The 23,501-nt window shown below is 63.7% G+C and carries 18 protein-coding genes and 1 pseudogene; 8 read left to right on the forward strand and 11 right to left on the reverse strand.

Translation table 11 applies throughout. The features are described 5' to 3' along the window. Positions 1–169: 169 nt before the first annotated feature. Positions 170–1,048 (forward strand): UTP--glucose-1-phosphate uridylyltransferase GalU, encoded by an 879-nt coding sequence (galU, locus tag J6524_RS24650; protein WP_225675357.1) that lies wholly within the window; start codon positions 170–172, stop codon positions 1,046–1,048. A 137-nt stretch (positions 1,049–1,185) separates the two neighbouring features. Here the strand turns inward: galU and J6524_RS24655 are convergent. After that, a pseudogene (locus tag J6524_RS24655) lies at positions 1,186–2,696 on the reverse strand (sensor domain-containing diguanylate cyclase). A gap of 132 nt (positions 2,697–2,828) precedes the next feature. On the opposite strand from J6524_RS24655, the gene J6524_RS24660 reads away from it, so the two are divergent. Next, the gene (locus J6524_RS24660) at positions 2,829–3,086 is read left to right on the forward strand and encodes a DUF7662 domain-containing protein (protein WP_225675359.1); all 258 of its coding nucleotides are present in this window, start codon (positions 2,829–2,831) and stop codon (positions 3,084–3,086) included. A gap of 171 nt (positions 3,087–3,257) precedes the next feature. Here the strand turns inward: J6524_RS24660 and J6524_RS24665 are convergent, their stop codons facing one another. Next, on the reverse strand, positions 3,258–6,134 hold the full coding sequence (locus J6524_RS24665; RefSeq protein WP_225675361.1) for an EAL domain-containing protein: 2,877 nt from the start codon (positions 6,132–6,134) through the stop codon (positions 3,258–3,260). 120 nt (positions 6,135–6,254) lie between these two features. Next, entirely contained in the window at positions 6,255–7,253 is a 999-nt protein-coding gene (locus J6524_RS24670) for an NAD(P)H-quinone oxidoreductase (RefSeq protein WP_225675363.1), read from the reverse strand. A gap of 120 nt (positions 7,254–7,373) precedes the next feature. On the opposite strand from J6524_RS24670, the gene J6524_RS24675 reads away from it, so the two are divergent. The 3 genes from J6524_RS24675 to rcdA all read left to right on the forward strand — a co-directional run bounded on the left by J6524_RS24675 (position 7,374) and on the right by rcdA (position 9,144). Then, a complete protein-coding gene (locus tag J6524_RS24675; RefSeq protein WP_225675365.1) occupies positions 7,374–7,559 on the forward strand; it encodes a DUF1192 domain-containing protein in 186 nt (61 codons plus the stop codon). A gap of 13 nt (positions 7,560–7,572) precedes the next feature. Continuing rightward, positions 7,573–8,247 (forward strand): class I SAM-dependent methyltransferase, encoded by a 675-nt coding sequence (locus J6524_RS24680; RefSeq protein WP_225675367.1) that lies wholly within the window; start codon positions 7,573–7,575, stop codon positions 8,245–8,247. Positions 8,248–8,631: 384 nt separating this feature from the next. After that, complete coding sequence (gene rcdA, locus J6524_RS24685) at positions 8,632–9,144, forward strand: protease adaptor protein RcdA (protein ID WP_225675369.1); 513 nt, start codon at positions 8,632–8,634, stop codon at positions 9,142–9,144. A 170-nt stretch (positions 9,145–9,314) separates the two neighbouring features. Here rcdA and rpmE read toward each other — a convergent pair whose 3' ends face one another. After that, positions 9,315–9,542, reverse strand: coding sequence for a 50S ribosomal protein L31 (gene rpmE / locus J6524_RS24690; protein ID WP_057833964.1), 228 nt, complete (start codon positions 9,540–9,542; stop codon positions 9,315–9,317). 178 nt (positions 9,543–9,720) lie between these two features. Between rpmE and J6524_RS24695 the strand changes: the two genes are divergently transcribed. Further along, positions 9,721–11,574 carry an ABC transporter ATP-binding protein/permease gene (locus tag J6524_RS24695; RefSeq protein WP_225675372.1) on the forward strand — a complete coding sequence of 618 codons (1,854 nt, stop codon included), beginning with the start codon at positions 9,721–9,723 and terminating at the stop codon, positions 11,572–11,574. Positions 11,575–11,616: 42 nt separating this feature from the next. On the opposite strand, the gene J6524_RS24700 is transcribed toward J6524_RS24695, so the two are convergent. The 3 genes from J6524_RS24700 to J6524_RS24710 form a co-directional block, all read right to left on the reverse strand. After that, a complete protein-coding gene (locus J6524_RS24700) occupies positions 11,617–12,063 on the reverse strand; it encodes a GNAT family N-acetyltransferase (protein WP_225675374.1) in 447 nt (148 codons plus the stop codon). Then, a complete protein-coding gene (locus tag J6524_RS24705; RefSeq protein ID WP_225675376.1) occupies positions 12,063–13,091 on the reverse strand; it encodes a peptidoglycan -binding protein in 1,029 nt (342 codons plus the stop codon). The genes J6524_RS24700 and J6524_RS24705 overlap by 1 nt, the downstream gene beginning before the upstream one ends. 175 nt (positions 13,092–13,266) lie before the next feature. Beyond that, complete coding sequence (locus tag J6524_RS24710; RefSeq protein WP_225675378.1) at positions 13,267–14,259, reverse strand: flagellar motor protein MotA; 993 nt, start codon at positions 14,257–14,259, stop codon at positions 13,267–13,269. A gap of 870 nt (positions 14,260–15,129) precedes the next feature. Between J6524_RS24710 and J6524_RS24720 the strand changes: the two genes are divergently transcribed. Together J6524_RS24720 and J6524_RS24725 are read left to right on the forward strand one after the other, a co-directional pair. Then, positions 15,130–16,335: an efflux RND transporter periplasmic adaptor subunit gene (locus J6524_RS24720; RefSeq protein WP_225675380.1), complete on the forward strand. Its 1,206-nt coding sequence runs from the start codon at positions 15,130–15,132 to the stop codon at positions 16,333–16,335. Between the two features lie 9 nt (positions 16,336–16,344). Next, entirely contained in the window at positions 16,345–19,497 is a 3,153-nt protein-coding gene (locus J6524_RS24725) for a multidrug efflux RND transporter permease subunit (RefSeq protein WP_225675382.1), read from the forward strand. A 128-nt stretch (positions 19,498–19,625) separates the two neighbouring features. Here the strand turns inward: J6524_RS24725 and J6524_RS24730 are convergent, their stop codons facing one another. The 4 genes from J6524_RS24730 to J6524_RS24745 all read right to left on the reverse strand — a co-directional run bounded on the left by J6524_RS24730 (position 19,626) and on the right by J6524_RS24745 (position 23,400). Continuing rightward, positions 19,626–20,417: an inositol monophosphatase family protein gene (locus J6524_RS24730; RefSeq protein ID WP_225675384.1), complete on the reverse strand. Its 792-nt coding sequence runs from the start codon at positions 20,415–20,417 to the stop codon at positions 19,626–19,628. A 171-nt stretch (positions 20,418–20,588) separates the two neighbouring features. Next, complete coding sequence (locus tag J6524_RS24735; protein WP_225675386.1) at positions 20,589–21,683, reverse strand: tetratricopeptide repeat protein; 1,095 nt, start codon at positions 21,681–21,683, stop codon at positions 20,589–20,591. A gap of 8 nt (positions 21,684–21,691) precedes the next feature. Next, a complete protein-coding gene (locus J6524_RS24740; protein ID WP_225675388.1) occupies positions 21,692–22,372 on the reverse strand; it encodes a thiamine phosphate synthase in 681 nt (226 codons plus the stop codon). A 2-nt stretch (positions 22,373–22,374) separates the two neighbouring features. Further along, the gene (locus J6524_RS24745) at positions 22,375–23,400 is read right to left on the reverse strand and encodes a class I fructose-bisphosphate aldolase (RefSeq protein WP_225675390.1); all 1,026 of its coding nucleotides are present in this window, start codon (positions 23,398–23,400) and stop codon (positions 22,375–22,377) included. Positions 23,401–23,501 lie beyond the last annotated feature (101 nt).

The raw sequence follows: 23,501 nt of genomic DNA on the forward strand, positions 1-23,501 counted from the left end.
AGTCCCTGCCACGGTTTCCAATAGCTTAACAGTGGGCATTTTGTTGTCGCGCCGCCCGCGCGCAAGGGAGGTGAATGGTCACCATACATCCGCCTTTGTTCGGGGCTGCAAACCGGCTATCAACGTGCTTTCAAAGCACTTTCCTCATTTCTAAGGCTCCCGATATCCCATGAAAATCCGTAAAGCCGTTTTTCCGGTCGCCGGCCTAGGCACCCGCGTCCTGCCCGCCACCAAGGCGATGCCCAAGGAGATGCTGACCATCGTCGACAAGCCGCTGATCCAGTATGTGGTCGACGAAGCCAAGGAGGCCGGGATCGAGCATTTCGTCTTCGTTACCGGTCGCAACAAGGGCGTGATCGAGGACCATTTCGACCGCATGTTCGAGCTCGACACCACGCTGGCTCAGCGCGGCAAGAAGGCCGAGCAGGACATTCTGGCGCGCGACCAGCCTGAAGCCGGCGCCATGAGCTTCACCCGCCAGCAGGCGCCGCTCGGCCTCGGACATGCGGTCTGGTGCGCGCGCCACATCGTCGGCGACGAGCCGTTCGCGGTGGTGCTGCCGGATGAACTGGTGCTGAACACGCCGGGCTGCCTGAAGCAGATGATCGAGGCAGCAGCCACGCTCGGCGCCAAGTCCAATCTGCTTGCGGTCGAAGCGGTGCCTGACGATCTCACCCACCAATACGGCATTTGCGGCGTCGGCAAGCGCCTCGCCAGCAACATGTTCGAGGTCGACGGCATGGTCGAGAAACCGCCGAAGGGTACGGCGCCGTCAAACCTCTCGATCACCGGGCGCTATATCCTGCAGCCGGAAATCTTCAAGATCCTGGAAAAGCAGGAGCGCGGTGCGGGCAACGAGATTCAGCTCACCGACGCGATGAAAACCCTCGCCAAGACGCAGAAATTCTATGGCGTGGAGTTCGCGGGCGAGCGGCACGATTGCGGCTCGAAGTCAGGCTTCCTGCGCGCCAACATTGCCTACGGCATGGCTCGCGACGAACTGCGCGACAGCCTGCGGGCGGAGATGAAGAAGTATCTGGCGAAGTGAGGAGAGGGGCGCATTCCGCGTTCCTCAGCTGTCATCATCCGCGAAAGCGGATGATCCAGTACTCCACGGCGTTGATGCTCGATCCGAAGCGGTCCGACGTACTGGATGCCCGCCTTCGGGCATGACGACACTGATTCCTAAGCCACCAGCGCGAGCTGCGGGATTGCGGCGACCACCGACTGGTTGCGGCCGTTGGCTTTGGCGGCGTAGAGCGCCTTGTCGGCGGCTTCGATGAGGTCGGACCAATTTAGCGACGCAGACGGCGTTATGCTGGCCACGCCGATGCTAACGGTCGTCACGCCCGGATCTTCCGACCACTGCTCGACTTTCAGGCGGATGGTCTCGGCAACAGCGAAGGCTTCGATCGCCGAGAGGCCCGGCAGCAGCACCGCGAACTCCTCGCCGCCGTAGCGTGCCGAACAATCGCCGGCCCGCCGCACCGCGTCCGAAATGCAGATCGCGATGCCGACCAGCACCTGATCGCCGGCCTGATGCCCGAACGTGTCGTTGTAGGATTTGAAATGATCGGCATCGATCATCAGCACCGCGACCGGCGTCTTGTTGCGCGCCGCCCGCCGCCATTCGGCGTCGATCTCGATATCAAACTTGCGCCGGTTCTTCAGCCCGGTGAGCGAATCGGTGGTAGCCAGCTCTTCGAGCTTGTCCTCGGCCTCGGCGCGGCGGCCGATCTCGCGCGCGAGGAACAGCGTGGTGCCGACCACGAACAGGATCAGCACCAGCATAATGGCTCCGATCCGCAGCACTTCGCGGTGCCAAAGCTTCAGGATGCTGTCTAGCGGCTTGCCGACCACGACAAAGAACAAGTTCGTGCTGCCGCTCCTGACGTAAAGCCGCGGTGTCGGATCGACGGGCCCGACGCCGGCATAGGAGCCGCCGGATTCCACTTTGGCCGCTGGGCCAGATTCTTTCCGATGATGTCGAGGTCGAACGGTTTGCGCATGATGATCGTTCGATCCTGACGCAATACCGTGATCGTATCGCCGGGATCGAGCGTGAGCCGGCCGAACAGTTCATGGAAATAGCTGAAACGGATCGAGCCCACCACAACGCCGAGGAAGCCGCCGTCGGAGTCATTGATGCGCCGGCTGAGCACGATCGAATAGGCGCTGCGGCGCAGCATCGGGCGGCTCATATAGAGGCCGACATCAGGACTGGCGCGATGGACCTGAAAGTACTCCTCGTCGCTGCGATCCTCCGGTGCCGGATCGAGACTTGAGGCGTCGTGCGTCAGCTTGCCCTCCGTGTCGAACACCTGGATCACGCCAAAATGTTTGGCGGTGGCGGCATGATCGAACAGGATCAGGTGCTGGATCTCCTTGCTGACGCCCTTGACTTCCGGCAACACCAGATTGCTGGCGACGGCGCGCAGCGACAGATCGTAGAGCTCGATATTGCGGCTGATATCTGCGTCGATGCCAGCTGCGAGATTCTCCAGCGTCTGGCGTGCGAGCTCTTCCTCGCCGCGGCGCATGTCGAGCATGACGCTGGTGCAAATCGCGGAGAAGCCGATCACGGTTGCGATCGAGGATGCAATCAAGAGCTTCACGGACAAGCGCCAGGGCCGGCGGCCGGAGACTTTCCTGAACCAACCCTTTCCGGCCACGTCGCTTTGCCGTCCGAATAGCATCGTCTGCTCCAGGCCATCCGGTATGCGCCGTATAAATTGTTGCGGCCTTAAGCGGCGAGCGGGTTATGATAAAGAGTTAACGGCTGGTTGCCGGCGCCGACGGTTTTGTGCAAATCACCATCGAGGACCCGCGTGAACGTTTACGACCCGTTACGGGACTATCTGAAGGCGCAAACGCGTTCCGAATTCGTGCTGAGTTTTGAGGAGATCGAGGAGATCATCGACGCCGCGCTGCCGCGTGCGGCCCAGCGTGCGTCGTGGTGGGACAGCCTGCGCAGCCCGCAGGAAAAGATGCCGCAGCGCGAGGCGTGCCTCGAAGGAGGCTACATCGCCACGCGCCAGGCCGATGGCAAAAGCGTCAAGTTCAAGCGGATGCCGGCGAGGCGGTGATGTGGCAAGGACTTCGGCTGCTATCCCGCGGCTGTCATCGCCCGCGCAGGCGGGCGATCCAGTATTCCAGAGACGCTGGCGCTGGAATCGAGAGGCCGCGGCGTACTGGATACCCCGCCTTCGCGGGGTATGACGATGGCCCAGGAGCAGCGCGTTTTGCTGACGACACTATCAGCTCGCCGCTTCAAGCCGCTCTTCGGTGAGTAGCCGCATCGCGGCGTCGGCATCCATCGGTTCGCCGAAGGCGAAGCCTTGAGCGTATTCGCAACCGAGCTGATATAGCTCCACTGCATCTGAATCCGTCTCTGCGCCTTCCGCCACGACGTCCATGCCGAGATCGTGCGCCAGCGCGATGATCGATTTGAGGATCACCGGGCGGGTGCCGCGGCTGGTTGTGCGCACGAATGACTGGTCGATCTTGATGGTATCGAACGGGAAGCGCTGCAGATAGGCCAGCGAGGAATGGCCAGTGCCGAAATCGTCGAGCGACAGCCCGGTGCCGAGCTCGCGGATGCGCGTCAGCATCTGCGCGGCATGCTCGGGATTCTCCATGACGAGCGATTCCGTCAGCTCCAGTTTCAGCGTGCCGCGCGCCACCGATGAGCGCGACAGCACGGTGCGGATGTCGTGGATCAGGTCGTGCCGCAGCAATTGCCGCGAGGAGACGTTGACGGAGGCGAAGATCGGTTCGCGCGAGCGCATTGCACGTTGCCACACCGAAAGCTGCCGCGCGGTCTGGTCCAGCACGAACATGCCGAGATCGACGATCAGGCCGATTTCCTCGGCAATCGTGATGAATTCCGACGGTGACATCCGGCCGAGTTTGGGATGATCCCAGCGCGCCAAGGCCTCGAAGCCCGCGATCGAGCGATCTTCCAGCCGCACGATCGGCTGATAAAGAATCGTGATTTCCTGGCGCTCGATGGCGCGGCGCAGCTCGCTTTCCAGCGTCAGGCGGTCGGTCTTGCGCGCGCGCATCGCCGGCTTGTAGACGTCGATGCGGTCGCCGCCGATGCGCTTGGAATGATACATCGCAAGCTCGGCGTCCTTGATGATATCGTTGGAGAGCTGCGTCTGCGGATCGGAGAGCGCAAGGCCGATGGAGGCCGTCAGGAATATCTCGCGGTCGTTGAATGCAATCGGCGCGCGGATCGTCTTGCGGATGGTCTCGGCGAAATTAGTGATGCGCGCCGGATCCTGCTCCGACAACAGGATCAGGCCGAACTGGTCGCCGGCCAGCCGCGCCAGCGTGTCCTGCGGTTTGAGGATGCGCGTCAGCCGCCGCGCCAGCGTCAGCAGAATCGAGTCGCCGACCGCGATGCCGACGGAGTCGTTGACCTGCTTGAAGCGGTCGAGATCGATCACCATCAGCGTGGGACGAAGGTTCGGCACGCTCTTGGCGAAATTGGCCACCGCGCCGAGGCGGTCCATGAACAGTTTGCGGTTTGGCAGGCCGGTGAGGTTATCGTGCACGGAGTCGTGCAGCATGCGCTCTTCGGCGTTCTTGAACTCGGTGACGTCAGTGAGCGTCCCGACGACTCGCGACACTTCGCCGTCGGAACCGACCACCGGACGCGCCTTCAGCGCGAACCACATGAAGTGGCCGTCGGGGGTGCGCAGGCGAAAATCCTGCACAAGCCGGCCGCGGCGCTGGTCGAGCACGCTGTCTAGCGCGGCGCGGAAGCGATCCTGGTCGAGCGGATGCAGCACTTCGAGCCATTTGGCAGCGGGACCCTCCAGCGTGCCACGCTTTAGCCCCAGCAGGCTTTCGGTCTCCGGGCTGGTGAAAACCTTGTCGGCGGAGACGTCCCAGTCCCAGATCAGATCGCCCGAGCCGGTCAGCGCCAGCGCGCGTCGCTCGACGTCGGAGACGATGCCGGTGGTGGCTCCGCCGCCGGCGAAAGCGTGCTGCATGACCGTAAATCCGATCAGCATCACGATCAGCACGAGGCCGCCGAGCAGCGCGGGGCCTACGATGTCGTTGGTGACGCTTCCCGCCACCGTCATTCCGGCGGCGATCACCCAGACCACCAGCAGGAACCAGGTCGGGATCAGCAGCACCGCGCGGTCGAAGCCATGCGTCGAGAGATAGACGATCAGCGCGAAGCCGGCGAAGGCGATCAGCACCAGCGAGATGCGCGCAATGCCGGAGGCAACCGCGGGATCGAACAGCGCCAGCGCCACCAGTGAGCCGAGGAAAGCGAGCCAACCGACGGTGATGTGGGAATAGCGTACATGCCAGCGGCTGAGGTTGAGATAAGCGAACAGGAACACCAGCAGCGTCGCCGCAAGGATCGCTTCGCCCGCCGCGCGCCAGACGCGCTCGGCGTTGTTCGACATGTCGAGCACCTTGCCCCAGAAACCGAAATCGACGCCGATATAGACCAGCACCGCCCAGGCCAGTGCGGCGGCCGCCGGGAACATGATGCTGCCCTTCACCACGAACAGGATCGTTAGCACCAACGCCAAAAGGCCGGAGATGCCGATCACGATGCCCTGGTAGAGGGTGAACGAGTTGACCTTGTCCTTGTAGGCGTCCGGTTCCCACAGATAGAGCTGCGGAAGTTTATCGGTGCGCAGTTCCGCCACGAATGTGATGACGGCACCGGGATCAAGCGTGATGCGGAAGATGTCGGCGGTCGCGCTTTCCTGTCGCTCGGGGCGATCTCCGGTCGACGGCGTGATCGTTGCGATGCGCGACAGGCCGAGATCGGGCCACAGCAGGCCTGATGACACGATGCGATAATGCGGGGCGACAATCAGACGGTCGAGCTGGTCATCGGTATTGTTGGCCAGCGCGAACACCACCCAGTTCTGCCCGCCTTCGCGGGCGCGGACTTCGATGCGGCGGACGATGCCGTCGGTTCCGGGCGCGGTCGAAACCTGGATGCGATCAGTTTCGCTGCGTTGATGATCGAGGACTGCGGTGAGATCGATCGCGGGCGCGTCGCTGCGGACGCTGACAGCGTCAATGGCGTGCGCCGAAGGCGCCGCCGCAACAATCATGAGGCCCAGCGCAAGTAGCGCCAGGCACCTGATCAGACGCAATGTCAGTACTCCGCGACCAGCGATTCTCCCGGCCCAGCGAACGGGTCGGCGTAGCGGCGATAAATGACATGAAAGCGAAGCAAATCAAAGGGTTTCCACCCACGCTTCGCCGGGCGATCGCTAAACCGCCAACACAATTTTGCCAATATGTGCAGAGGTCTCCATCCGCCGGTGCGCGTCGGCTGCTTTTTCCAGCGGGAATGAGCTGTCCATCAGCGGTTTTACGCGTCCTTCGCGCAATAGCGGCATGACCTTGGCTTCGATTGCCGCCACCATCGCCGCCTTATCCGCATTAGTACGGGGGCGCAGCGTGGAGCCGGTATGGGTCAGCCGTTTCACCATTACCTTGGCGATGTTGACGGTAACCTTGGGACCGTTGAGGGTCGCGATCTGCACGATCCGGCCATCGACCGCGGCGGCATCATAGTTGCGATCAACATAGTCGCCGGCGACCATGTCCAGGATCAGGTTGGCGCCGACATTGTTGGTCTCCGCCTTGACCACGGCGACGAAGTCTTCGGTCTTGTAATTGATGGCGCGGTCGGCGCCGAGTTTCAGGCAGGCGTTGATCTTGTCCTGCGAGCCGACAGTCACGATCACCTTGGAGCCAAATGCCTTGGCGAGCTGGATTGCCATCGTGCCGATACCGGACGAGCCGCCATGGATCAGCAGGGTTTCTCCCGGCTTCAGCGCGCCGCGCTCGAACACGTTATGCCACACGGTCATCAACGTTTCCGGGATCGCGCCGGCTTCCTGGATCGAAAGCGATGGCGGCACCGCCATCGCCTGTGCGTCTTGCGCAATGCAATATTGGGCGTAGCCGCCGCCCGCCACCAGCGACATCACCTTGTCGCCGAGCTTGTGCTTGGTGGCGCCTTCGCCGAGCGCGACCACTTCACCGGCGATTTCGAGGCCGGGCAGGTCGCTGGTGCCGGGCGGAGGCGGGTAGCTGCCGGAGCGCTGCGCGACATCGGGACGGTTGACGCCGGCGGCCATGACTTTGACCAGGATTTCGCCCGGACCGGGCTTTGGCACGCTGCGCGTTTCGGGCAGCAGGACTTCGGGGCCGCCGGGTTTGCTGATGCCGATAACGGTCATTTGCGCGGGCAGCTTTTCCATGATTTGTCCTTGCGAAAGGCTAAGAATTTTAAAGGAGGCCCCTGATTAGCCAGCCCGGATGCGGCTGGCAACCGCTTGCGGGATCAGCAAGCTGTTACGAACCAGCGGAAGGAGAGGTGCATGGCGATCGAGGATGACGACAAGCCACGAAAGAGCCATGAGATCGGTCAGGACCTGTCGCTCCTGTCGGTCGAGGAATTGACCGAGCGTATCGCGCTGTTGAATGCGGAAGCCGACCGCTTGAAAGAGGCGGTAACCAAAAAGCGCGCCTCGAAGGACGCCGCGAACGCGTTCTTCAAATCGTAGCGGGACAGGCGCGTTGATACCTTTTTCTGATCCGGATAGCGTCGCCCGCTATGCCGAAGGCCCGATACGTCAGGTTCCAGGATTTCTCGCCCTGCAACAGATGACGCGCCTGCTTCTCGCCGAACGAATCCGGGACGATGGCCATGTGCTCGTCCTCGGCGCCGGCGGCGGGCTGGAGCTGAAAGCTTTCGCCGAAGCACAGCGCGGATGGTGTTTTTGCGGTGTCGATCCATCGCCGGAAATGCTTGCTCTGGCCGAGCGCACGCTTGGTCCGCTCGCGTCGCGCGTCGACCTTTGCCAAGGCTACATCAACAGCGCGCCGCCAGGGCCGTTCGATGCGGCGACGTGCCTCCTGACCTTGCATTTCATTCCCGAAGAGGAGCGCCGACGCACGTTGACAGAGATACATCGGCGGTTGAAACCCGGTGCTCCGCTCGTCGTCGCGCATCACAGCTTCCCCCAGCAAGACGGCGAAAAGGCAAAATGGTTGGCGCGCTATGCCGCCTTTGCGGCGGCCTCCGGCGTACCCGCATCAAACGCCGAGAGCGCGATTGCGGCGATCAGCGAACGCTTGCCGCTGCTATCCCCGGAACAGGACGAAGCGCTGCTGAGAGAAGCGGGATTTGCTGACGTCGCATTGTTCTATGCGGCTTTCACTTTCAGAGGCTGGGTCGCGTACAAAGCGTAATCCCGCGGCGCTCGGCCGCCGCACGACCGATCCGAGGTTAACTCCGAAAGCTCGGCCAATGGCCGACATGGCAAATAAAGCTTAAAGAAATTCGCTCGTTTACGAAGGGTTAAGCTTTCTCGATTATGACTGTCATTGTCCTCGTTTGGACACCGAGTGGCTCCTGTCCACTCTGTTTGACGCCTCCCTGTTATCAACTTCAAAAGCCGCCGGAAACGGCGGCTCTTTTTTGTGCTCTCTACGGCTATTTTGTGCCCCCACGAGCTGGAAACCATAAATTTGGTTGCCGCTGGACTCTCGACCTCGCCCGAGCAATGATTTGTTCATCATAAGCCGGTGGGTTCACAGCCGGTTGGGGCAAATAGTGGCGTGAGGGCGTTAACCATGGCGGACCGTTCGCAAGGCGAATCCGCGCTCGTTCTGTTCAGCGAGCGACTTACCAATTCGGCGGCATTCGGAACCTTGTTTCGGGAAGGCATGGACCTGGTCGAAGAAACCGCCGCCTATCTGGACGGCGACGGCCGCACCGAAGCCAAGGCGCTCGAACGTTCTGTCAGCCTCACTTACGCAACCGAAAGCATGCGTCTCACCACCCGCCTGATGCAGCTCGCGTCCTGGCTGCTGCTGCACCGCGCGGTCAAGGAAGGCGAGATGACGCTGACCCAGGCCAACCGCGAAAAGACCAAGGTCAAGCTCACGGCCGCCGATCCCGGTCCCGAGGACATGATCGCCAAACTGCCTCCGCAGTTGCAGGACCTGATCGCGCGCTCGATGAGCCTGCAGGCGCGGGTCCGCCGGCTCGACACGACGATCCACGCCCCATCGGCCGAACGCGCGCCGATCGGCAATCCGCTGGTGCCGCAGCTCAACCGCCTGAAGGCGGCGTTCGAGCAGTAAGGTCGAAAGCTCTCTCGACCGTCATTGCGAGCGTAGCGAAGCAATCCATGCTTCCACCTGCTGCGCGATGGATTGCTTCGCTTCGCTCGCAATGACGGAATAACAAAAAACGCCCCGGTTTGCCGGGGCGTTTTGCATTTCTAGGCAGGAGGAGAGCGATCCGAAAGCCCTCAGTCCTTCTTGAGGAAGCCTGAAAACTTCTTCTGGAAGCGCGACACTCGGCCGCCGCGATCGAGGATCTGCTGCGACCCGCCGGTCCAGGCCGGGTGCGATTTGGGATCGATATCGAGGTTCAGCTTGTCGCCTTCCTTGCCCCAAGTGGAGCGGGTCTGATACTCGGTCCCGTCGGTCATCACGACCGTAATCGTATGATAATTCGGATGAATTTCGGCTTTCATGGCATATCCTTCGGCGCGCCGGCGCCCGTCTCAAATGTCTGGGGATACGGGATTTGGCGGCTCTATAACGTAAGCCGCCTGCCAAAACAAGCTACGTATATGCCCTGATTGGGAATCCCCGGATTTGCCAGAGGGGACCGTCCGGCCTATCTGGGGGCGAAAAGATGGGTCCGATCTCATGAGCGCAGTGGAACAGATTGAAGCCCCTCGCGGCACGCCGCCGCGCGACGCCCTGCTCGAGGAAGAGGCATTCATCGAGACGCAGCTGACGCAGTCGCCGGCCAAGACGCGGGCGAGGCTGCGGCCGCTACTCGCGCTGGCGCCCTATGTCGCGCGCTACCGCGGGCGCGCGCTGCTCGCCTTCATCGCGCTGACGGTCGCGGCGATCACCACGCTGATCGTGCCGGTCGCGGTGCGCCGCATGATCGATTTCGGCTTCAGCCCCGAAGGCATCGTCCTGATCAACAGCTATTTCAGCGTGATGATCGCGGTCGTCGCCGTGCTCGCTGCGGCCAGCGCAGCGCGCTATTACCTCGTCATGACGATCGGCGAACGCATCGTCGCCGACATCAGGCGCGATGTGTTCGCGCACCTGATCTCGCTGTCGCCCGCCTTCTTCGATTCAGCGCGTTCGGGCGAGCTGGTATCGCGGCTGACCGCCGACACCACCCAGATCAAGTCGGCCGTCGGCGCCTCGGTGTCGATCGCGCTGCGCAACATGATGCTGTTCGTCGGCGCCGCCACCATGATGGTGATCACGAGTCCGAAACTGTCCGGCTTCGTGCTGCTCGCCATCCCCGTGATCGTGATCCCGCTGGTCGCCTTCGGGCGCTGGGTGCGGCGGCTGTCGCGCAATGCGCAGGATACGCTGGCGGATGCCAGTGCGTATGCTTCCGAACTGGTCGGCGCGATCAGGACCGTGCAGGCCTATACCAGCGAGCGGCTGGCGACGACCCGTTTCGGCGGCGAGGTGGAACAGGCCTATGAGGCGGCACGCAGCTCGACGCGCGCGCGCGCAGTGCTGACGCTGATCATCATCTTCATTGTGTTCTCCAGCGTTGTCGCCATCCTCTGGGTCGGCTCCCACGATGTGCTGACGGGCCAGATCACGCCGGGCCGGCTCGGCCAGTTCGTGCTGTACGCGGCGTTCGCCGCAGCCGGTCTCGGCCAGCTCAGCGAGGTCTGGGGTGAAGTCTCGGCTGCGTCCGGCGCCGCCGAGCGGCTGTTCGAAATTCTTCGGGTGAAATCGCAGATCACGGCGCCGGCGCAGCCGGCCGCGCTGCCGCAGCCGGCGCGCGGCGATGTCGGGTTCGAGAATGTCAGCTTCGCCTATCCGGCGCGTCCGGACGTCCTCGCGGTCGATAACGTCTCGCTCTCGGTCAAGGCCGGCGAGAAGGTCGCGATCGTCGGACCGTCAGGGGCTGGCAAGAGCACGCTGTTTCACCTCCTGCTGCGCTTCTACGATCCCGTGCGCGGCACGATTTCGCTTGATGGCGTGCCGATCAAATCGGCCGATCCGGTCGACGTCCGCTCGCGGATTGCGCTGGTACCGCAGGACTCCGTGGTGTTCGCAGCCTCCGCGCGCGAAAACATCCGCTTCGGCCGGCCCGATGCAACGGATGCCGAAGTAGAGCGCGCCGCGGATCTTGCGCATGCCACCGAATTCCTGCGCAAGCTGCCGGGTGGCTTCGAGACGCAGCTCGGCGAGCGCGGCGTGACGCTGTCGGGCGGCCAGCGCCAGCGCATCGCGATCGCCCGCGCTATCTTGCGCGACGCGCCGCTATTGCTGCTCGATGAGGCGACCTCCGCGCTCGATGCTGAAAGCGAGACGCTGGTGCAGACCGCGCTGGAAGAGTTGATGCGCCACCGCACCACGCTGGTGATCGCCCATCGCCTCGCGACCGTGCTGTCGTGTGACCGCATCATGGTGATGGACCAGGGCCGCATCGTCGAGCAGGGCACGCACGCGGAGCTAGTTGCAGCAAACGGGCTCTACGCGCGATTGGCGCGACTGCAATTCGAGGGCGTGTAGCCGAGCAGCGGGAACTTAAATCGTCCTGTTGTGCAAGTGAATTCAGCCCCACCGCATCTTCAGCACCGGCCGGCCCGATGTGGGGTTCACATCTTCACCGGCATGCACAAAGCCGTTGCGCTCGTAGAAGCGGATGGCGCGCGCGTTGTCCTTGTTGACGAGGAGCGTGACGCCGCCAGGCGACAGGCGCTTGGCCTCGTCGACCAATGCGGTGGCGACTGGAGAGCCCCAATGATCGGGACCGACTACGAGCTGGTCGAGATAGCCTGCCCCGTCGATGGTGACGAACCCGACCAGCGCGTCCGACTGCTCGGCGACGATGATCGCGGCGTTCGGCACCAGTTCATTGCGCCAGCGCTCGCGCCACCACGCCACGCGTGCGTTGAAGTCGATGGAAGAATAGGCCTGCTGCCAGGTCGCACGCCACAACTCGATCGCCCCGTCTTCGTCCTCGGCGCGATAGGGGCGGAGCGTGAAATCCGCAGCCACTATCGCTCCGTCAGCTTCAATTCGATGCGGCGGTTACGCTTGTAGGCTTCTTCGTTGGATGCGCTGTCGAGCGGCTGAAATTCGGCAAAGCCGGCGGCGACCAGCCGCTGCGCCGGGACGCCGAGGAAGATCAGATACTGCACCACGGAGATGGCGCGCGCCGACGACAATTCCCAGTTCGACTTGAACAGCGGCGAGTTGATCGGCCGGACATCGGTGTGGCCATCGACCCGCAGCACCCAGCCGATCTCGTTCGGTATCTGCTTATCGAGATCGATCAACGCGGTGGCGAGCTTGTCGAGTTCGGCGCGGCCCTCGGGGAGCAGCAGCGCCTGGCCGCTATCGAAGAACACTTCCGCCTGGAAGACAAAGCGATCCCCGACGATGCGGATATCCGGGCGATTGCCGAGAATGGCGCGCAGGCGGCCGAAGAATTCCGAGCGGTAGCGCGACAATTCCTGCACGCGCTGCGCCAGCGCGACATTGAGGCGCTGGCCAAGATCGGCGATTCGCCCTTGCGATTCCTTGTCGCGCTTTTCGGAGGCTTCCAGCGCTTCCTCGAGCGCCGCGAGCTGGCGGCGCAGCGCGCTGATCTGTTGGTTCAGCACCTCGATCTGGGCGAGCGCGCGTGCGCTGACGCTCTTTTCGGATTCGAGCGCCTTGGTGAGCTCGTTGGCGCGCCCTTGCGCGTCGCCGCCGGCCCCCGCGAGCCCCTCGTAAAGCCCCTTGATGCGGTCGCGCTCGCTTTCCGCCGCGGCAAGGCCGGCGCGCAATTGCGCGATCTGGTCGTCGAGCGTGATCTTGCCGAGCTTTTCCAGCGACAAGAGGTCGTTGAGCTGCGCAATCTTGGCGTTGAGCTGCTCCAGCGCCTTGTCCTTGCCGGTGACCTCCTGCGACAGGAAGAACTGCACCACCAGGAACACTGACAGCAGGAACACGACCGACAGGACCAGCGTCGACAGCGCGTCGACGAAACCCGGCCAATAGTTGAAACCGGATTCACTGCGGCGGGCGCGGGCGAGGGCCATTTATTGTCTCCACTATCGTGTCCCGGGCGCGGTGCGGCGTGAAACGCTGCTCCGCAGAGCCGGGACCTGGTAACCGTTCATGGGCCCCGGCTCTGCAGGGCAGCACCATAGTGCGTCGAAGACGCACGTAAACATGCTTGTGGCGCTGCGCTGCGTCCGGGGCACGAGAGCCCCCTCAGCTCTTCTCGGGCTGCTTGGCGATCCGCTCCAACAGCTTCTTGATCTCGCGGTTCTGCTCGCCCTGGCCGTCGGCCCATTCGCGGATCATCTGCTGCTCGGTGCGCATATGCGCGACCAGGCCCTGGATCGCTTCGGCGAGGTTGGCCATCGCCGCCGTGGTGTTGCGGCTGCCGCCGCTCTCTTCGACCACGGCGCGGATCCGCTCCATCGCATGCTGTATTTCGCCGCCCATGCCGGTCCCATCGCCATATTCACGCACGGTGGAGGCGAGCCAGTCCTCCAGGTCGGTATAGAAGCGGTTCTGCGCCTGGCTCGACTGCAGGTCGAGAAAGCCAAGGATCAGGGAACCGGCAAGGCCGAACAGCGAGGACGAGAACGAAATGCCCATGCCGCCGAGCGGCGCCGCCAACCCCTCTTTGAGGGTGTCGAAGACGGAGGCGGCGTCGCCGCCGACCTTCAGGCCGTCGATCACCTTGCCGACGGAACTCACGGTCTCGATCAGGCCCCAGAAGGTACCGAGCAGGCCGAGAAAGACCAGGAGGCCAGTCATGTAACGGGAAATGTCGCGGGCTTCATCCAGCCGCGTCGCAATCGAATCCAACAGATGCCGCATGGTCTGCTGCGAGATCGTCATCCGACCCGAACGCTCGCCGCCGAGAATGGCTGCCATCGGTGCCAGCAAGGTCGGGCGCCTGTCCATGGCGAGTCCCGGATCGGCAATCCGGAAACTGTTGACCCAGGACACCTCCGGATAGAGCCGAACCACCTGGCGGAACGACAGGATGATGCCGATCAGGAGCACCCCGCCGATCAGCGCATTGAGGCCGGGATTGGCAAAGAATGCGACGATGATCTGCTTGTAGAGCACGAATGCGACCAGCGCGCACAGCACCAGGAACACCAGCATCCGCACCAGAAAAATCCGGGGCGACGACAGTTTGCTCAGTTCGATCTCCATGTCGGAGCGGGAGGAGGGGCCTGAGGGCATTTGCGGGTGTCATCCGTTACGAAAAGCCGCACTGGCGGCCAATATGGCACAGCGGGCCGGAGATAAAAGCTGGCAAGCCGCCATTTCGGGTAGACCATGGCGGACCCCCTTCCCGAAACGCGGCCTTGATACCACCGTATTTGGGAACTGTTCGATGTCCAACGGGGATTTTTCATGACGCTCTTATATCGGGCGCCGAGGAGCGTGGCCTGCGCTGAAGGCGGGCGCCTGCCGAACTGCCTTGCAGCCGTGCGATGGCGCGCGCTCGTCGCGGGACTTCGGCGCCATCGAGACTGCCAGTTGCACACCAGCGGGGTCTTCGCGCCCGCCGTCGGCATGACGCGACGCGGAGAGTCGCGTCATGCCCACCGGGGATCTTTGATCGGCGCAGCGACGAGATCGAGCGCCTGCTTCGCGATGTCCATGACGGCGAGACCGCATTGTGGATGCGGCGCTGGTGCTGGTTGCTGCTCGCCACCGCCGGCCTGTTCGGTTACGCCGATCGCAGCGAATGGCCGTCAGCCACCAGCGGCTCAGAGCCCTGCCGGTTAGGCTGCTATTAACCGAATCATGCCGAAGTTCGCTCCGACTCGGCATCCGCTGCAACCGGATGCAGCCAAACGACAGATTGCTGGCAATTTCGGCGGCTAATGCTGCAATGGAACCGGCTCACAATCGAGTGAGTCCCCGGAAATCGGCGGAAAATCAGGACGATAGCGTCGTGTGACATTGGGCCGCCGCGCGGACTATTGCATCGCAGTAGGCTCCCCCTATCCTCTATGCCATCAACCGTGAGTTCCGAAGATCTCCTACGACAACGTCGCGAATGGTCAATTCGCGCATCAACTTTGAACTGGGGCAATGCTTTCAATGTCCGGACTACCAACGCGATCGGCACGCATCATTTTGATGTTGACGGCGATGGCGCCGCTTCTGGCTGGTTGCAACGAACCGCCCGCCGCGAGCGCGGCGGCCAAACCCGCCGAACCCGAAGTCGGCACCTTTACCGTCAGATCTCAGGCTCGCGCCATCATTCGTGAACTGCCGGGCCGAATCGCACCCACGCGGGTTTCCGAAGTTCGCGCCCGCGTGTCGGGCATCATCGTCGAGCGCCTGTTCCAGCAGGGCACCGAGGTGAAGGCCGGTGATCCGCTTTACCGGATCGATCCCAAGCCGTTCGAGGTGGAACTGCAGGCAAGCGAAGCCGCCTTGGATAAAGCGGAGGCAGCGCTCGATCTGGCCACGCAACATGCGAAGCGCATTGCGACGCTGACCAGCCAGCGCGCGGCGCCGGAAGCCGAGAACGAAAAGGCTATCGCGGCCCAGCGCCAGGCCGAGGCCGAGGTCGGCAGCCGCCGGGCCGACGTTGCGCGCGCCAAACTCAATCTCGATTACGCAACGATCCGCGCGCCGATCAGTGGCGTGGTCGGCGCCGCGCTGGTGAGCGAGGGCGCGCTGGTGGTGCAGAACGATTCCACCAGCCTCGCCACGATCCAGCAGCTCGACTCGATCTACGCCGACTTCACCCAATCGGTCGCGGAGATGCACAAGCTGCGCCGTGCGTTCGACAGCGGCGATCTCGACCGGATCGCGCCGGATACGGCCAAGGTCCGCCTCGTGCTCGACGACGGCACGGTCTACCCGATTTCCGGCAAACTGCTGTTTTCTGAAGCCAAGGTGGATGCCTATACCGGGCAGGTCACGCTGCGCGGCCAGTTCCCGAATCCCAATCGCGAGCTACTGCCGGGCATGTATGTTCGCGTGCTGATCGAACAGGGCATCGATTCCGACGCCATTGCCGTGCCGCAGCAGGCGATCCAGCGTGACGCCGGCGGCGGCAGCGAGGTCTTCGTGGTCAAGGATGACGGCCGTATCGCGACGCAGCCGGTTCGTACCGGCGCGGTGCAGGACGGCCTGTGGCTGGTCAGCGAGGGCCTGAAGGACGGCGACCGTATCGTGGTCGACGGGTTCCAGAAATTCGTGCCCGGCGACAAGGTCAAGCCGAAGGCGTGGATCGATGCGGATGCCTCGGTTGGGTCAGTGTCGAGCGCACCGGCGACGCAAGCCTCGCGCTGAGCCTGAGCGATGCCCAGCTTCTTCATCGACAGGCCGATCTTCGCCTGGGTAGTCGCGCTTTTCATCTGTTTGATCGGCGCGATTTCGATCCCGCTCTTGGCGGTCGCGCAATATCCGATCATCGCGCCGCCTTCGATCTCGATCTCGACCAGCTATCCGGGCGCGTCTCCGGAAAACCTCTATAACAGCGTCACGCGGCTGATCGAGGAGGAGCTCAACGGCGCCTCCGGCATCCTCAATTTCGAATCCACCTCCGACTCGCTGGGGCAGGTCGAAATCATCGCCAATTTCGTGCCCGGCACCGAAACCGGCGCGGCATCGGTGGAAGTGCAGAACCGCCTCAAGCGCGTCGAGGCGCGGCTTCCGCGCGCCGTGATCCAGCAGGGCATCCTGGTCGAGGAAGCTTCCTCTGCGGTGCTGCAGATCATCACGCTGAACTCGACCGACGGCTCGCTCGACGAAATCGGCCTCGGCGATTTCATGATTCGCAACGTGCTCGGTGAGATCAGACGCATTCCCGGCGTCGGCCGCGCCACGCTCTATTCGACCGAACGTTCGCTGCGGATCTGGGTCGATCCGGCGAAGCTGGTCGGCTACGGCCTCACCGCCGATGACGTCAACAAGGCGATCTCGGCACAGAACGCGCAAGTCGCCTCCGGCAGCGTCGGCGCCGAGCCGAGCACGCCGGAGCAGAAGATTTCGGCGCTGGTACTGGTCAAGGGCCAGCTTTCCTCGCCGGAGGAATTCGGCGCGATTACGCTGCGCGCCAATCCCGACGGTTCCACGGTGCGGCTGCGCGATGTCGCGCGCATCGAGATCGGCGGATTGAGCTACCAGTTCAACACGCGGCTAAACGGCAAGCCGACGGCGGGTCTCTCGGTGCTGCTGTCGCCGACCGGCAACGCGCTCGCGACCGCCAGCGCCGTCGAAGCCAAGATGAAGGAACTATCGAAGTTCTTTCCGGCCAATATCAGCTACGACATTCCCTACAACATCACTCCCGTCGTCAAGGCGTCCATCAACAAGGTGCTGATGACGCTGGTGGAAGCAGTGGTGCTGGTCTTCATCGTGATGTTCCTGTTCCTGCAGAACATCCGCTACACGATCATCCCGACCATTGTGGTGCCGGTGGCGCTGCTCGGCACCTGCGCGACGCTGATGGCGGCCGGCTACTCCATCAACATGCTGACCATGTTCGGCATGGTGCTCGCGGTCGGCATCCTTGTCGACGACGCCATCGTCGTGGTCGAGAACGTCGAGCGCATCATGGCGGAAGAGGGCCTGCCGCCGAAGGAAGCCACCCGCAAGGCGATGTCGCAAATCACCGGCGCCATCATCGGCATCACGCTGGTGCTGATGGCGGTGTTCGTGCCCATGGCGTTCTTCCCGGGATCGGTCGGCATCATTTACCGCCAGTTCTCGGTCACCATGGTCTCCGCGATCGCCTTCTCCGCCCTGATGGCGCTGTCGCTGACGCCGGCGCTGTGTGCGACGCTCTTGAAGCCGGTCGAGGCCGGTCACGGCCATACCAGCAAAGGCGTGTTCGGCTGGTTCAACCGCGTGCTCGAAAGCAGCCGCGGCGGTTATACGCGCACCGTCAAGGGCTCGCTGAAGCGCACCGGGCGGTTGATGCTGATCTACGCGGTGCTGCTGATCGGCCTTGGCTGGGCCTTCGTCCGCCTGCCCGGCGGCTTCCTCCCGGTCGACGATCAGGGCTTCATCACGACCGACGTGCAGACGCCGTCCGACTCGTCCTATGCCCGCACCGAGGCCGCGGTCGAGGCCGTGGAGAAGTATCTGCTCAATCGCGCCGGCGTTGAGGACGTGACGTTCCTGACCGGTTTCAGTTTCCTCGGCCAGGGCATGAACACGGCGCAGGCCTTCATCACGCTGAAGGATTGGAAGGAGCGTGGTCCGAAGGATTCCGCCGCTGCGATCGTCGCTGATATCAACCGCGACCTGTCGTCGATCCGCGACGCCAGGATTTCGGCGCTGCAGCCGCCGCCGATCGACAACCTCGGCAACTCCTCGGGCTTCTCGTTCCGCCTGCAGGATCGTGGCCAGAAGGGCTATCCGGCACTGGTTGCCGCCGCCGACCGGCTGATCGCCGAAGCCAACGCCAGCCCGGTGCTGCAGAAGGTCTATGTCGAAGGCCTGCCGCCAGCGCCGCAGGTCAATCTCTTGATCGACCGCGAAAAGGCCGGTGCCTTCGGCGTCACCTTCGAGGACATCAACCAGACCATTTCGACCAATCTCGGCTCGAACTACATCAACGATTTCCCGAACCGCGGGCGGATGCAGCGCGTGATCGTGCAGGCCGACCGCAGTAGCCGCATGAACGCGGACGACATCCTCAATTACAATGTCAAGAACAGCCGCGGGCAACTGGTGCCGTTCTCCGCTTTCGCCACCGTACAGTGGCAGAGGGGCCCGACGCAGATCGCAGGCTTCAACTATTATCCCGCCGTGCGTATTTCGGGCGAGGCCAAGCCCGGCTTCACGTCAGGCAACGCCATCGCCGAGATGGAACGGCTCGCAAACAAGCTGCCGCGCGGATTTGGCTATGAATGGACCGGCCAGTCGCTGCAGGAAAAGCTGTCGGGTTCGCAGGCGCCGTTCCTGCTCGGCCTCTCGGTGCTGGTGGTGTTTTTGCTGCTCGCCGCGCTCTATGAGAGCTGGACCATTCCGCTGGCGGTGCTGCTGACGGTGCCGCTCGGCGTCTGCGGCGCGGTGATCGCCGCGACCATGCGCGGGCTGCCGAACGACGTCTATTTCACCGTCGGCCTGATCACTATCATTGGCCTTGCGGCCAAGGACGCCATCCTCATCATCGAGTTCGCCAAGGATCTGCGCGCGCAGGGCAAGCCGCTGATGGAGGCGACGATCGAAGCCTGCTCGCTTCGTTTCCGCCCGATCCTGATGACGGGCCTTGCCTTCGTCTGCGGCGTGCTGCCGATGGCAATCGCGACCGGCGCCGGCGGCGCCAGCCAGCAGGCGCTCGGCACCAGCGTCATGGGCGGCATGATCGCGGTGGTGATCCTGGCGCTTCTGATGGTGCCGGTGTTCTTCGTCTCAGTGCAGCGCGTGCTGGCGGGAGACCGGGAGAAGGTGGAAGAGGTGGTGGCCGAGCCGCATGGGCCTCCGGCGCCTGCCAAGTCCTGACACTCGTCATGCCCCGCGCAGGCGGGGCATCCAGTACTCCGTGCCGCCAGATGTGGCACGTCACTGCTGCCGCGGCGTACTGGATCATCCGCTTTCGCGGATGATGACAGCAAACGCCGTGGCGCCTACTAACCCAGCGGCCCCAATATCTTCACCAATTCGCCGTGCACGAACTCATTGCCGCAGACCACGTGCCCGGTGTTCAGCGCGTCGGCCTTGCCGCCGATATCGGAGATCGTGCCGCCGGCTTCGCGGATCATGATCTGTCCGGCGGCGATGTCCCAGGGCGAGAGGTTGCGTTCCCAGTAGCCGTCGATGCGGCCTGCGGCGACGAAGGCGAGGTCGAGAGAGGCGGCGCCGAAGCGGCGGAAGCCTGCGACCCTGTTCTGCAGCGCGGCCATTTCCTTCAGTGCCAGCTGATGGTCGCCGCGGCCGATATGCGGCAGGCCACAGGCGACGACGCATTCATCTAGCCGGCGCCGGCCGGCGACGCGCAGGCGCTGGTCATTGAGGAACGCGCCCTTGCCGCGCTCGGCGATGTAGAGCTCGTCATTCGCGGGATTGTAGATCACGCCGGCGATGACGGTGCCCTCGCGCGCCAGGCCGATCGAGATCGCAAATTGCGGGATGCCGTGCAGGAAGTTGGTGGTGCCGTCGAGTGGATCGACGATCCAGGTGTGGGTCTTGTCGGCGCCCTCGCGTGTTCCACCTTCCTCGCCAACGAAGCCGTAACCAGGCCGCGCCTTGGCAAGATCCTCGTAGAGCATTTCCTCGGCGCGCTTGTCGGCCTTGCTGACGAAGTTCGCCGGGCCCTTGAGCGAAACCTGCAGGTGCTCGATCTCGCCAAGATCGCGCTTGAGGCTGCGGCCGGCGCGGCGCGCAGCTTTCACCATGACGTTGATAAGGGCGGAGTGGAGCATGATGAACAGGTTTCGTTAGCGCGAAAGAGAGGCGGGCTGGAATGTTGTTCCGTCATCCCCGCACAACGGCTACGCCGTTGTTGCTGGGAGCGCGGAACGCGTGTCTTGAACGACGACGGACTCCGGCGGGGTCAGGCATGGGTGCCCTCTGAAGCCGCTGCCGTCAAGGCGTCATTTCTTGCCGGCGCCGGTCCATTTCCGAGCCGCTTCCTCCACTTTGGCGCGATCCTCGGGGCTGAGCTCCGAAAACCGTTCGTCAAGCTCGGGATCGCCCTTGCCTGCGGTCTTGGCGACCAGGTGCCACTTAAGGCCCTCGATCTTGTCCACCGGCACGCCCAGTCCGCTCACGAGAACGCGAGCAAGGCGGTTCTGCGCGATCGGCGAGTTCTGCCGCGCCGCCTTGCGCAGCAGCGCGACCGCCGCGGTCTGGTTCTTCGGCGTGCCCGTGCCGTTGAAAAGCGCAATGGCATACTCGACCTCGGCGTCGACATTGTCGGCGAGCGACGCCGCCTGCAACAGCCGCACCGCCTTGTCGATGTCCTTCGGCACGCCGGTGCCTTCCTTGTAGAACGTCGCCAGCGCGTATTGCGCTTCCGGATTGCCGGCGTCCGCCGCGACGCGCAGCAATTCCGCGGCGCGCCTGACGTCCTGCGGCATCGTGTTGCCGTCGAGATAAAGCAGCGCCAGATTGTAGGCCGCCTTGGCATTGCCGAGCTTGGCCGCGGAAGCCAGCAGCCTGACGGCCTGCTCGCGATTGGTGTTTCCGCCGCGGCCGGATAGCCGCATCATCGCAAGCGCAAACATCGCCTCGCGGTCGCCGGCGTCGACCGCGCGTTGATACCAATCGGCGGCTTTAGCGTAGTCGCGCTTGATGCCGAGCCCGTTGGCATAGAGCTCGCCCAGCATCGTCATCGCCTTGGGGTCGCCGTTATATTGCGCGCGCGTAGTCGCGAGATCGAACGCCGTCTTGTACATGCCGCGCTGATAGGCGCCGTAGACGAGATCGACATTCGGGTCCTCGAAGGCGGCGCTCGGCGATGGCGAGGGCGTCGGCGTTGCCGCAGGCTTCGGCGTTGCAGCCGGCTTGGGCGTCGCTGTGGGCTGCTTCGCTGCGGGCGGAGCCTTTGGTTTCGGTGCTTCCTTTTTTGCCGCCGGCGGAGCGGCGGGCGGCTGCGCGGCAGGCGGCGTCAGCGAGACCTGCGCGGAGGCGCCGGCCATCGTCATCACGCAGCCCGCAAGCAACGCTATGGAACGCAGGAATTTCATGTCCGGCGCTATCCGTGCCCCGCTTTGGCTCGTCCGAACGCGGCTTCATGCGCTTGGCGGATCACCTCTCCGGCATCGATCAGCGCGGCTTTTGCGCCGCGCGGGTCGGCCCAGATGAAATCGCCGACGAGAACGAAATCTGCGCCGGCAGAGGCGAATTCGAAAGCCTCCTCGCGCGAGGCGGCAAAGCCGACGCAAGGCGGTTCGAACAATTCATCCCACCACTGTAGGCGCTCGGCGATCGCTTCCACCGAGGGCCGCTGACCCCTGGCATCCGGCTCGCCGAACAGCACGTAGTCGGCGCCGGCTTCGCCCGCGGTCATCGAATCGTGCCGCGTGGCAAGACCGCCGACGCCGGCAATGCGGTCCGGCTTCAGCGACGGCCAGGCATCTTCCAGTGCGGCAAGGCCGTTCAGATGCGCGCCATCGGCGCCAGCGCGCGCCACCAGCTCGGCATGACCGTCAAGCAGGAGCGCCGCGCCGGCATTCTGGATTGCAGGCGCCAGCGCTTTCGCGCGCGTGATCATCGTGCGCTGGTCGGTTTGCTTCAGCCGCACCAGCACCGCCGCGACATCCGCCGCTGCCAGCAGCTCAGGAAGCTGGCTTGCAAGCTGCGACGGATCGTCCACCTCTGATGTCGCGAGATAGAGCCGCGGCGCCGGGCGCGGCGGAGCGGGTTTGTTGGCCAAGTCTAAGCGACCTTCTTTTCCAGGCCGGTTTCCCACTCGCCCTTGCTCGCCAGCGCATTCATCTTCGCACGGTGCGTGAACGCGCGCTGGCCCGCAGCGATGTTCTCGGCCTTTCCGGACCACGCCTTCTGCGGCGCCGCCTGCAACGCGCGGCCATAGGAGAAGGTGAGCTTCCAGGGCAGGCCGCCGATCCGGTTCATGGCATTCAGATGCGCGGTCGCTTCCTCGTCGGATTGCCCGCCGGAAAGGAAGGCGATGCCCGGCACGGCCGCGGGAACGCAGGCCTTCAGCATCCGAACCGTCTTCTCCGCGACTTCGTCGACGGACGCCTGCTTCGCACACTTCTTGCCAGAGATGGCCATGTTGGGCTTCAGCACCATGCCTTCGAGCTCGACGCGCTGCAGCCGCAATTCCTGGAACGTCTTGTTCAGCACGCTCTGCGTCACGTCATAGCAGCGATCGATGTCATGATCGCCGTCCATCAGCACTTCCGGCTCGACGATCGGGACGATCTGCGCCGCCTGGCACAGCGCCGCATAGCGCGCCAGCGCATGCGCATTGACGCTGATCGCGGTCATGGTGGGGATGCCGCTGCCGATATCGATCACCGCGCGCCATTTGGCAAAGCGCGCACCGCGCTCGTAATATTTCTTCAGCCGCTCGGCGAGCTTGTCGAGACCGACGGTGACGAGTTCGCCGGGACATTGCGGCAGCGCCTGCGTCCCTTCATCGACCTTGATGCCGGGGATCGCGCCGGATTGCTCGATCAGCTTGATCAGCGGCGTGCCGTCGCGTGCCGTCTGCCAGATGGTCTCGTCGTAGAGGATCACGCCCGAGACGTACTTGCTCATCGCCTCGGTGGAGCGGAACAGCATCTCGCGATAATCGCGGCGGTTCTCCTCGGTCGACTCGACCTTGATGGCGTCGAAGCGCTTCTTGATCGTGCCTGAAGATTCGTCGGCGGCGAGAATGCCCTTGCCTGGGGTGACCATGGCGAGGGCAACCTTGTTGAGGTCAGCAAGATTCATGGGAACGTTCTCCGGAAACATCATGCCCTTGCAAACCAAAATAGGCGGTTCTCGGGCAATTGCCTAGAAAACGTTCGTCGCACCAGGGGTGATTGCGAGGC

Origin of the sequence: Bradyrhizobium hereditatis, assembly GCF_020329435.1 — a bacterium.
GTDB lineage: Bacteria > Pseudomonadota > Alphaproteobacteria > Rhizobiales > Xanthobacteraceae > Bradyrhizobium > Bradyrhizobium hereditatis.